The sequence below is a fragment of the Klebsiella sp. D-Nf1 genome (assembly GCF_002810515.1).
Classification (GTDB): Bacteria; Pseudomonadota; Gammaproteobacteria; order Enterobacterales; family Enterobacteriaceae; genus Klebsiella; species Klebsiella variicola.
Map to the genome: position 1 here is coordinate 139,892 of NZ_PIOK01000008.1, position 11,129 is coordinate 151,020.

An 11,129-nucleotide genomic window follows, 5' to 3' on the forward strand; every position below is an offset into this window, starting at 1 on the left:
TCAAACCGAAATACGGAACCGAGAATCTGATGAGTGACTATAAATCGACCCTGAATTTGCCGGAAACAGGGTTCCCTATGCGTGGCGACCTCGCCAAACGCGAACCGGGAATGCTGGCGCGTTGGACCGATGATGACCTGTACGGCATCATTCGTGCAGCCAAAAAAGGCAAAAAAACCTTCATTCTGCATGATGGCCCTCCTTATGCGAATGGCAGCATTCATATTGGTCACTCAGTTAACAAGATTCTGAAAGACATTATCGTTAAGTCCAAAGGACTGACGGGCTATGACTCGCCGTACGTTCCGGGCTGGGACTGTCACGGTCTGCCGATCGAACTGAAAGTCGAGCAGCAATACGGTAAGCCGGGTGAGAAATTCACCGCCGCTGAATTCCGCGCCAAGTGCCGTGAATATGCCGCTGAGCAGATCGACGGTCAGCGTAAAGACTTTATCCGCCTGGGCGTGCTGGGCGACTGGTCGCGTCCGTACCTGACCATGGACTTCAAAACCGAAGCCAACATCATCCGTGCGCTGGGTAAAATCATCGGCAATGGCCACCTGCATAAAGGCGCTAAGCCAGTGCACTGGTGCGTTGACTGCCGTTCCGCGCTGGCGGAAGCGGAAGTGGAGTATTACGACAAAACGTCTCCGTCTATCGACGTGGCGTTCCACGCGGTAGATAAAGCCGCGGTACTGGCGAAATTCGGCGTGGCCGACGTCAACGGCCCGGTGTCGCTGGTTATCTGGACCACCACGCCGTGGACCCTGCCGGCTAACCGCGCCATCTCTCTGTCGCCGGAATTCGACTATGCGCTGGTGCAGGTTGACGGTCAGGCGCTGATCCTGGCGAAAGATCTGGTTGAGAGTGTCATGAAGCGCCTTGGCGTTGCGGATTACACCATCCTGGCGGCGGTACAAGGCGCCGAGCTTGAACTGATGCGCTTTAAGCATCCGTTCCTCGATTTCGACGTGCCGGCGATCCTTGGCGACCACGTGACGCTGGACGCGGGTACCGGTGCGGTGCATACCGCCGGCGGCCACGGTCCGGACGACTACACCATCAGCCAGAAATACGGTCTGGAAATCGCCAACCCGGTTGGCCCGGACGGTGCTTACCTGCCTGGTACCTATCCGTCTCTGGATGGCATCAACGTCTTCAAAGCCAACGACATCATCGTTGAGATGCTGCGTGACAGCGGCGCGCTGCTGCACGTGGAAAAAATGCAGCACAGCTATCCGTGCTGCTGGCGCCACAAATCGCCGATCATCTTCCGCGCCACCCCGCAGTGGTTCGTGAGCATGGATCAGAAAGGCCTGCGCGCGCAGTCGCTGAAAGAGATCAAAGGCGTGCAGTGGATCCCGGACTGGGGCCAGGCGCGTATCGAATCGATGGTTGCTAACCGTCCTGACTGGTGTATCTCCCGTCAGCGTACCTGGGGCGTGCCGATGTCGCTGTTCGTGCACAAAGAGACCCACGAACTGCACCCGCGTACCCTTGAACTGATGGAAGAAGTGGCAAAACGCGTTGAGGTTGACGGCATCCAGGCGTGGTGGGATCTCGATTCCCGCGACATCCTTGGCGCTGACGCCGACAGCTACGAGAAAGTGCCGGATACCCTCGACGTGTGGTTTGACTCCGGGTCGACCCACTCTTCCGTGGTTGATGTGCGTCCGGAATTCGCCGGCCACGCCGCCGATATGTATCTGGAAGGCTCCGACCAGCATCGCGGCTGGTTTATGTCCTCGCTGATGATTTCCACGGCGATGAAAGGCAAAGCGCCATACCGTCAGGTACTGACCCACGGCTTCACCGTCGATGGTCAGGGCCGCAAAATGTCCAAGTCTATCGGTAACACCGTTAGCCCGCAGGACGTGATGAACAAGCTGGGCGCCGATATCCTGCGTCTGTGGGTGGCCTCCACCGACTACACCGGCGAAATGGCGGTCTCCGATGAGATCCTCAAACGCGCCGCGGACAGCTATCGTCGTATCCGTAACACCGCCCGCTTCCTGCTGGCGAACCTGAACGGTTTCGATCCGGCGAAAGACATGGTTAAACCGGAAGAGATGGTGGTGCTGGACCGCTGGGCGGTCGGCTGCGCGCAGGCGGCACAGGAAGATATCCTGAAAGCCTACGAATCCTACGACTTCCATGAAGTGGTACAGCGCCTGATGCGCTTCTGCTCCATCGAGATGGGCTCGTTCTACCTCGACATCATTAAAGACCGCCAGTACACCGCGAAAGCGGACAGCGTGGCGCGTCGCAGCTGCCAGACCGCGTTGTTCCACATCGTGGAAGCGCTGGTGCGCTGGATGGCGCCGATCATGTCCTTCACCGCGGACGAAATCTGGGGCTACCTGCCGGGCGATCGTGAGAAATATGTCTTCACCGGCGAGTGGTATGAAGGTCTGTTCGGCCTGGCCGACGACGAAGCGATGAACGACGGTTTCTGGGATGAGCTGCTCAAGGTGCGCGGCGAAGTCAACAAGGTGATCGAGCAGGCGCGTGCGGATAAGAAAGTCGGCGGCTCTCTGGAAGCAGCGGTCACGCTGTATGCCGATGCCGACCTGGCGGCCAAGCTCAACGCGCTGGGCGATGAATTACGATTTGTCCTGTTGACCTCCGGCGCCAACGTTGCCGATTATGCCCAGGCGCCGGCTGATGCCTGGCAGAGCGATCTGCTGAAAGGGCTGAAAGTGGTCCTGAGCAAAGCCGAGGGCGAGAAGTGCCCACGCTGCTGGCATTACACCAGTGACGTCGGCAAGGTAGCGGAACACGCAGAAATCTGCGGTCGCTGTGTCAGTAACGTCGCCGGTGACGGCGAGCAACGTAAATTCGCCTGATGAGTAAATCGATCTGTTCAACGGGGCTACGCTGGCTGTGGGTCGTCGTAGCCGTGCTGATTATCGATCTGGGCAGCAAATTCCTGATCCTCCAGAACTTCGCTCTGGGGGAGACGGTTCCGCTGTTCCCGTCGCTTAATCTGCATTATGCCCGCAACTATGGCGCGGCGTTTAGTTTCCTCGCCGACAGCGGCGGCTGGCAGCGCTGGTTCTTTTCCGGGATCGCGCTCGGCATTTGTGTGGTACTGACGGTACTGATGTACCGTTCGAAGGCGACGCAAAAGCTGAACAATATTGCCTACGCCCTGATTATCGGTGGTGCGCTGGGTAACTTGTTCGATCGCCTGTGGCACGGCTTCGTGGTCGATATGATCGACTTCTACGTCGGCGACTGGCATTTCGCCACCTTCAACCTCGCCGATAGTGCGATCTGCATCGGCGCAGCGCTGATTGTGCTGGAGGGCTTCTTGCCGAAACCGGCCGCGAAAGAGCAGGCGTAAATGTCAATGCCGGGTGGCGCTACGCTTACCCGGCCTACAGAATTTGTGGCCGCCCGTCGGCCCGGTTAGCATAGCGCCACCGGGCAACCGGTGACCTAAAACAAGCGAGCAATTTGCATGTCTAAATCCGTACAGAGCAACAGCGCGGTACTGGTGCACTTCACACTGAAACTGGACGACGGCTCCACCGCCGAGTCCACGCGCAGCAACGGCAAACCGGCGCTGTTTCGCCTCGGCGACACCTCTCTGTCTGAAGGGCTGGAGCAACAGCTTCTCGGTCTGAAAGAGGGGGAGAAAAAAGCCTTTTCGCTGGAGCCTGACGCCGCCTTCGGCGTAACGAGCCCGGACCTGATTCAGTATTTCTCTCGCCGTGAGTTTATCGACGCTGGCGAGCCGGAAATCGGCGCGATTATGCTCTTTACCGCAATGGATGGCAGCGAAATGCCTGGCGTGATCCGCGAAGTAAACGGCGATTCCATCACCGTCGACTTCAACCATCCGCTGGCCGGGCGCACCGTTCATTTTGATATTGAAGTGCTGGAGATCGATCCGGCGCTGGAGGAGTAACATGCAGATCCTGTTGGCTAACCCGCGCGGTTTTTGCGCTGGCGTTGACCGCGCTATCAGCATTGTAGAAAACGCGCTGACGCTGTATGGCGCACCGATTTATGTTCGCCATGAAGTGGTGCACAATCGCTATGTCGTGGATAGCTTGCGCAAGCGCGGCGCCATTTTTATCGAACAGATCAGCGAAGTGCCGGACGGCGCGATCCTGATTTTCTCCGCCCATGGCGTTTCGCAGGCGGTACGCAACGAAGCGAAGAGCCGCGACCTGACGGTGTTCGATGCCACCTGTCCGCTGGTGACGAAAGTCCATATGGAAGTCGCCCGCGCCAGCCGCCGCGGCGAAGAGTCGATTCTGATTGGCCACGCCGGCCACCCGGAAGTCGAAGGCACTATGGGGCAGTATAATAACCCGCAAGGGGGCATGTACCTGGTCGAGTCGCCGGAAGACGTGTTGACGCTGGAAGTCAAAAATGACGCCCGGCTGTCGTTTATGACCCAGACCACGCTCTCCGTCGACGATACGTCTGACGTTATTGACGCCCTGCGCGCGCGTTTTCCGAAAATCGTCGGTCCGCGCAAAGATGACATTTGCTATGCCACTACCAACCGCCAGGAAGCCGTGCGCGCGCTGGCGCAGCAGGCTGACGTGGTGCTGGTGGTCGGGTCGAAAAACTCCTCAAACTCTAACCGCCTCGCCGAGCTGGCGCAGCGAATGGGCAAAGCGGCTTACCTGATTGACGACGCCTCTGATATTCAGGAAGCGTGGGTCAAGGATGCGGCCTGCGTCGGCGTGACAGCGGGCGCATCGGCGCCGGATATTCTGGTGCAGAACGTCATTACCCGCCTGCAGGAGCTGGGCGGCGGCGAAGCCGTGCCACTGGAAGGCCGGGAAGAGAATATCGTCTTTGAAGTGCCGAAAGAGCTGCGTGTGGATGTCCGTGAAGTAGAGTAAGTTCTTTCCTCCAGCAGTATGAGAAGATGCCAGACTTAACGTCTGGCATTTTTTTTAGGGAGAAACCATGCGCTTACCGATCATTCTTGATACTGACCCGGGCATCGACGATGCTGCCGCCATTGCCGCGGCGCTGTTCGCGCCCGAGCTGGACCTGCAACTGATGACCACCGTGGCGGGCAATGTCTCGGTGGAGAAGACGACCCGTAACGCGCTGCAGCTGCTGCACTTCTGGAATGCCGATGTGCCGCTGGCGCAGGGAGCGTCGATGCCGCTGGTACGTCCGTTACGCGACGCCGCCTCGGTGCATGGCGAATCCGGCATGGAGGGGTATGACTTTGTTGAGCATCAACGTCAACCGCTGGCGAAGCCGGCCTTCCAGGCGATCCGCGATGCGCTGATGCACGCTGCCGAGCCGATCACCCTGGTGGCGATTGGCCCGCTGACCAATATTGCGCTGCTGCTGACCCAGTATCCGGAATGTGTGTTCAATATTCGCCGACTGGTGATCATGGGCGGTTCCGCGGGGCGCGGCAACTTCACGCCGAATGCGGAATTCAATATCGCTATCGACCCGGAAGCCGCCGCGAAAGTGTTCCACAGCGGGCTGGAGATTGTGATGTGCGGGCTGGACGTCACCAACCGGGCGCTGCTGGCGGCAGATTACCTGGCGGCGCTACCGACGCTGAACCAGACCGGTAAAATGCTTCATGCTCTGTTTAGCCACTATCGCAGCGGCAGCATGAGCAGTGGTTTGCGAATGCACGATCTCTGCGCTATTGCGTGGCTGGTCCGCCCGGAACTGTTCACTCTCCAGCCGTGCTTTGTGGCGGTGGAGACGCAGGGGACCTGGACCGCTGGCACCACGGTGGTGGATATCGAAGGGCGACTGGGCCAGCCGGCGAACGCTCTGGTGGCGCTCGATATCGATGTGGAAGGGTTTCAGCGCTGGGCTGCGGAGGTGATTGCCCTGGCGCCGTGATAAATCACTCGATTTTCAAGGAAAGAAGCAATGACCTATGGACAGGCGTATTTGAGCGGCTGGAAAGAGACCTTTAATTTTAGCGGCTGCGCCAGCCGGCAGCAGTTTTGGACGTTTTTTCTTATCAATGTGCTGATCGCCACCGCGCCAGTGGCCGCCTGGAGTCTGGCCACCCTTGTTAACCCTCAATACGGTATCCTCAGCTTTGTTGTCATTCCCTTTGCCACGCTCTGGCTACTGTTGATGGCGATCCCCCTGCTGGCGATCGGTTGTCGGCGGATGCATGATATCGGCCGCTCCGGGATCTGGTTTGTGCTGGGGGTTATCATTCCGTGGTTTGCAATTATTTCGCTGGCTCTGTGCTGCCTGCGTTCAGCGCCGGCACCGTCTCGCTGAGATAATCAATCATCGCCCGCATCCTGGCGGGCATATGTTTATCTCCCGCCCACAGCAGCCACAGATCGCCGGAGTAGCTGCTGATGAATTCCCACTCGGGCAGCACCTGCACGATATCGCCCTTCGCCAGCGCCTCGCGAGCGGTAAACAGCGGCAGGCTGCCAATGCCCAGATGCTGCTTAACCGCGTCGAGGCGTACGGCGGTATGGTTGGCGGCGTACCGCCCGTAGGTTTGCACCGTTTCGCTTTTCCCTTCCCGGCGGAACTTCCAGCGCGCATCGGCGGGCGTTTCGCCAAGGCTGATGCAGCTATGCGCGCGCAGATCCTGCGGCGTGTGCGGCATACCGTGCCGTTGTAAATACGCCTCAGTGGCGCAGATAACATGCATGACCGGTATCAGCGGTTTGCCATGCAGACCAGGGGAAGGGGTATCGGTGATGCGCAGCGCCAAATCAATACCGTCATCGATAAAATCCAGAGGGCGATCTTCCAGCCGCAGGCAGACGTCAACCTGCGGGTAGCGGTGGAAAAACGCCATCATCAGCGGGTGGATCACAAAGCGGCCGACGGCTTTCGGTACGCTGAGCGTCAGCTTTCCCTGAGCGACCGTTTGGCGACTGCTGGCGGAATCTATCGCCTGCCGCGCCGCTTCCAGCATCTGCTGGGCATGCTGATACACCGTTTCCCCGGCATCGCTCAGTCGCAGCTTACGGGTGGTACGATGCAGCAGCTTGCTGCCCATCTCCCGCTCCAGCCGCGACACGCTGCGGCTCACGGCGGAGGGCGTCAGGCCGCTCTGGCGGGCGACGGCGGAAAAGCTGCCCTGGTCGACTATCTGGACGAAGAGGGCGAGGTCCGGCAGGAGGTTCAGATTCATTTGTGCTCCCGGAGCAAAAGTGCATTGGCGGGTGGTGGGATTATCGCTGTCGATATTATCAATATACTGGTCGGACAGAGAGGAGAATCACCATGACTGAACGAGTTTATTACACCAGCGATGCTACCGACGGGCGCGCCCAGATCATCGCCTGCACTGCAGAAGCGGATGGCCGTTACGCCATCGAACTGGATCGGACGTTGTTTCACCCGCAAGGGGGCGGTCAACCGGCAGACCGCGGCTGGATAGCCGGGCAGGTGGTTGAGACGGTTATTGTGCGCGGCGACAGCGTGCTGCATATCCTGTCGCAACCGCTTCTCCTCGGTGACGTGGAGATGAAAATTGATGCCTCCGCGAGACAGCTGCATGCCCGTCTGCATTCTGCTGGCCACCTGCTTGGCCTGGCGGGCGAACAGCTTGGCTGGCAACCGGTGAAAGCGCACCACTGGCCCGGCGAAGGGCGGATAACCTTCACCAGCAGGAACAATGCCGCGCTGCCGGACGCCAGCGCGCTGTTGGCGCCGGTGAAGTCCTGGCAGGCGCAGGACTTACCGCGTCAGGTGACGTTCGCTGATGGCCTACGCCAGGTGGGATTTGGCGAACTGCCCGCTTATCCCTGCGGTGGCACCCACGTCGCCCGTCTGGCGGAGCTGGGCGACGTCGTTGTCAGCCAGCTTAAAATGAAGAAGGGGCAACTGGTGGTCAGCTATACCCTGGCGTAAGCGTTTTATCTCTGCTCAGGATGGGTCTGCTTGCCGTGATAGATGCGCTCAGGTCGGCCAACCTTGCCGTAGCTGATTTCCGCTTCCAGAAAGTCGTTCTTCACGCCTTGCTCCAGATAACGGCGGGCGGTGGTTTTGCTGCTGCCGAGGATACGGGCCAGCGAGTCGGCGGTATGTACCACCGATGGGTCGGCAAACAGCTGGAGCACGCGCTGAAAGGTACTTTCATCGATCCCGCGCAGCGGTGCGCTGGCGGGTTCCGTTTGTTCCCGGGCCTGAATATTAAACAGTGCATCGACATGGATCTGGCTGGCCTGTTCGCTGGAGCGCAGCGAGCTACGATAGCGGGCAAAGCGCTCCAGCGTGTGCTGCAGGCGCTGATAGTGCACCGGCTTAATCAGGTAATCGAACACCCCAAGACGCAGCGCTTCGCTGATGGTATCCATGTGATTATCTGCGGTAATAAAGATAATCCGTCCCTTGTAGTGCGTACTGACAGCATGGCGGATCAGATCGATACCTTTGCCGTCGGGTAAAAAATTATCCAGCAGGATCAGCTGCGGTTGATACAGCCTGAGCTGTTTCCTGGCGCTCTCAAGCTTATCCGCAATGCCAATGACGTCGAACTGGGGAAACTGTTTAATGTTATCCACCAGGATCTCCGCCAGCATAGGTTCGTCTTCAACGATAAGAGTAGTGATGCTATCCATGATGTTCATCTCGGGTCAGGGGGATATAAAGCGTAAAGATGGAGCCAAAAGGAATATTATTTTCGACGACAATGCTGCCGCCTGCCTGTTCCACATAGCTGCGTACCAGCCAGAGTCCGATACCATGGTCTTTGCTGGTACTGCTGGTGACGCCGCGCTCGAAGATCCTGTCGCGCAGCACCTCGTCAATGCCGCATCCCTGGTCGGCGATCTCAATGATCACTTCGTGACCGTCGCTGTTGATCAGGCATTCTATCTGCCTTGACCCCTGCGGCTGACGCAGGCTGGCATTGTAGGCGTTATCAAGCAGATTCCCCACGATCGAGATCCATTCATTGTGAGAAAGGGCGGTGGGTAATCTGTCAACGAAGCAGGCCGGATCGAAAACCAGCTCCAGACCGAGCTCTTTGGCCCGGTAATACTTGCCGATCAACAGTCCGGCCAGATGGTTATCCTGGAAATTCCGCGCGATAAAATCGATCACCTTCTGGTGACTTTCCGACTGCTGTTGGATCAGATCCAGCGCATGATCGTAGCGTTTAAGAAACAGCAGGCCAGCGATAGTGGAGATCAGATTGCGATGCTCATGCTGCACGGCGCGCAGGTTATCGGCGTACTGTTGCACCTGGCTGAGCTGCAGGCTAAGGGTGTTGATATCGTCTTTGCTGCGAAAGCTGATCACCCAACCCTGTGGCTCATTGTTTAAGATCACCGCCATCCGGCTGGCGATCACTTTGATCTGATTGAAGGTGACGATTTCGTCTTTTTTATTGGCCTGTGGCGCATCGTAGAAAAAGGCCTCCTGCGAGATAACGCTGTTGATCCCTTTGCCGATAAGCGTGGTTTCCGGTTGGCTCAAATTGAGCAGGCGGCGGGCAGTCTGATTAATTGCAGTGATTTTATAACCGGAGTCGATGGCGATAAGCCCTTCGAATACCGATTCAAACAGCACGCTTTGCTGGATCAACAGCTGTGACAGCTGTTGGGGTTCCATATTGAGCATCTGCTTTTTGATATGCAGTGAGAAGCGGCGGGCGCAATAGAGCAGGAGCAATAACATGATGGCCATCGGGATCAGCAGCGAGCTTATCTGCAGGCTGAGCCAGTTCTCCAGTTGCTCGATGGTATAGCCTACCGACACAATGCCGATCACCTTGCCGGTCTCGTCCTGAATCGGCGATTTACCGCGCAACGAGGATCCCAGCGAGCCTTTGCGCACTGACACGTAGCTTTTGGCGTTTATCAACGCCTCATCGCTATCGCCGCCTTCCATCGATTTGCCGATTTCATCAGGATTGACGTGATAGAGGCGCTGTCCGCTGGCATCACCGACGGTGATGTAGGTGGCGTCGGAGAACGAACGCATGGGGTCGATAAGGGCTTTGATTCTGGCGAGATCGCGTTTCTGTACCGCCTCCACCAGCTCCGGCATCGCCGAAATCTGCATCGCCTGAATCAGCGCCCGTTGCCCGACCTGATAATGCAGACGCTCCTCGGTAATGTCTGTCAGATACCATGACATCGCCAGCATGACGATCGTCGAGGTAAATAAGATCAGCAGGAAGATGCGATTCTGAAACGATCGCCGGGCAAACCAGTGGGTGATTTTTCGGGTATACATTGGGTAGATAGACATTAAATTGTTATTCTCCCCGTTTTGCGCCCCCGGCGCCGACAGGTGGAGCACAGAACAGAAAATTTCAGACATGTGCCCGGCCCCGTCATGCCAGGGGTGGGTATCAAATCAGCCCGGAGGCGGGACGACAGCCACACCTCCGGGAAGGATGCTGGCCTACATCGCCAGCACGTACTTGAGCATCACCCCGGCGGCGATCGCCGAGCCGATCACTCCGGCCACGTTCGGGCCCATGGCGTGCATCAGCAGGAAGTTCTGCCCGTCCGCTTCCAGACCCACTTTGTTCGACACCCGCGCCGCCATCGGCACTGCCGACACCCCCGCCGAGCCGATCAGCGGGTTGATCGGGTTCTTACTGAACCTGTTCAGCAGCTTCGCCATCAGCACCCCGGCCGCGGTGCCCACGCAGAAGGCGATCACCCCCAGCACCAGAATGCCCAGCGTCTGCGGCTGCAGGAACTTGTCCGCCACCAGCTTGGCCCCCACCGACAGGCCGAGGAAGATGGTGACGATATTGATCAGCGCGTTCTGCACCGTATCACTCAGCCGGTCCACCACGCCGCTCTCGCGCATCAGGTTGCCGAAGCAGAACATCCCCAGCAGCGGTGCGGCGTCCGGCAGCAGCAGCGCCACCAGCAGCAACAGCACCGCCGGGAACAGGATCTTCTCCCGCTTACTCACCGTGCGCAGCTGCACCATACGGATCTTCCGCTCTTTGTCGCTGGTCAGCGCCTTCATGATCGGCGGCTGGATCAGCGGCACCAGCGCCATGTAGGAATAGGCCGCCACCGCGATGGCCCCCAGCAGCTCCGGTGCCAGCTTGCCCGACAGGTAAATCGCCGTCGGGCCGTCGGCGCCGCCGATGATGCCGATGGCCGCCGCCTGCGGCAGGGTGAAGCTGATGATGCCGAAGTAGTTCAGCGTCAGCGCCCCGAGCACGG

At 58.6% G+C, this 11,129-nt stretch carries 11 protein-coding genes; 7 read left to right on the plus strand and 4 right to left on the minus strand.

Annotated elements, in window-relative coordinates; all coding sequences use genetic code 11:
• Positions 1 to 29: 29 nt before the first annotated feature.
• The 6 genes from ileS (at position 30) to CWM54_RS24285 (ending at position 6,243) form a co-directional block, all read left to right on the plus strand.
• Positions 30 to 2,846, plus strand: a complete 2,817-nt coding sequence (gene ileS, locus CWM54_RS24260; RefSeq protein WP_061156417.1) for an isoleucine--tRNA ligase — start codon at positions 30 to 32, stop codon at positions 2,844 to 2,846.
• Complete coding sequence (gene lspA / locus CWM54_RS24265) at positions 2,846 to 3,346, plus strand: signal peptidase II (RefSeq protein WP_061155820.1); 501 nt, start codon at positions 2,846 to 2,848, stop codon at positions 3,344 to 3,346. The genes ileS and lspA overlap by 1 nt, the downstream gene beginning before the upstream one ends.
• A 117-nt stretch (positions 3,347 to 3,463) precedes the next feature.
• The gene (fkpB, locus tag CWM54_RS24270; RefSeq protein ID WP_061155819.1) at positions 3,464 to 3,913 is read left to right on the plus strand and encodes an FKBP-type peptidyl-prolyl cis-trans isomerase; all 450 of its coding nucleotides are present in this window, start codon (positions 3,464 to 3,466) and stop codon (positions 3,911 to 3,913) included.
• Position 3,914: 1 nt separating this feature from the next.
• Positions 3,915 to 4,865, plus strand: coding sequence for a 4-hydroxy-3-methylbut-2-enyl diphosphate reductase (ispH, locus tag CWM54_RS24275; RefSeq protein ID WP_100698744.1), 951 nt, complete (start codon positions 3,915 to 3,917; stop codon positions 4,863 to 4,865).
• Between the two features lie 67 nt (positions 4,866 to 4,932).
• Entirely contained in the window at positions 4,933 to 5,847 is a 915-nt protein-coding gene (gene rihC / locus CWM54_RS24280) for a ribonucleoside hydrolase RihC (protein WP_100698746.1), read from the plus strand.
• A 30-nt stretch (positions 5,848 to 5,877) separates the two neighbouring features.
• Complete coding sequence (locus CWM54_RS24285) at positions 5,878 to 6,243, plus strand: DUF805 domain-containing protein (protein ID WP_100698748.1); 366 nt, start codon at positions 5,878 to 5,880, stop codon at positions 6,241 to 6,243.
• Here CWM54_RS24285 and CWM54_RS24290 read toward each other — a convergent pair.
• Entirely contained in the window at positions 6,191 to 7,120 is a 930-nt protein-coding gene (locus CWM54_RS24290; RefSeq protein ID WP_100681875.1) for a LysR family transcriptional regulator, read from the minus strand. The genes CWM54_RS24285 and CWM54_RS24290 overlap by 53 nt on opposite strands.
• Positions 7,121 to 7,212: 92 nt before the next feature.
• Between CWM54_RS24290 and CWM54_RS24295 the strand changes: the two genes are divergently transcribed.
• Positions 7,213 to 7,842: a hypothetical protein gene (locus CWM54_RS24295; RefSeq protein WP_100681876.1), complete on the plus strand. Its 630-nt coding sequence runs from the start codon at positions 7,213 to 7,215 to the stop codon at positions 7,840 to 7,842.
• A 5-nt stretch (positions 7,843 to 7,847) separates the two neighbouring features.
• Here the strand turns inward: CWM54_RS24295 and CWM54_RS24300 are convergent, their stop codons facing one another.
• From CWM54_RS24300 to CWM54_RS24310, 3 genes are all read right to left on the minus strand, one after another.
• Positions 7,848 to 8,552: a response regulator gene (locus tag CWM54_RS24300; RefSeq protein ID WP_061155811.1), complete on the minus strand. Its 705-nt coding sequence runs from the start codon at positions 8,550 to 8,552 to the stop codon at positions 7,848 to 7,850.
• Complete coding sequence (locus CWM54_RS24305) at positions 8,545 to 10,173, minus strand: sensor histidine kinase (RefSeq protein ID WP_100698754.1); 1,629 nt, start codon at positions 10,171 to 10,173, stop codon at positions 8,545 to 8,547. Before CWM54_RS24305 ends, CWM54_RS24300 begins: the two co-directional genes overlap by 8 nt.
• A gap of 171 nt (positions 10,174 to 10,344) precedes the next feature.
• On the minus strand, positions 10,345 to 11,129 hold a 785-nt coding region (locus tag CWM54_RS24310; RefSeq protein WP_133124475.1), incomplete at its 5' end, for a sodium ion-translocating decarboxylase subunit beta.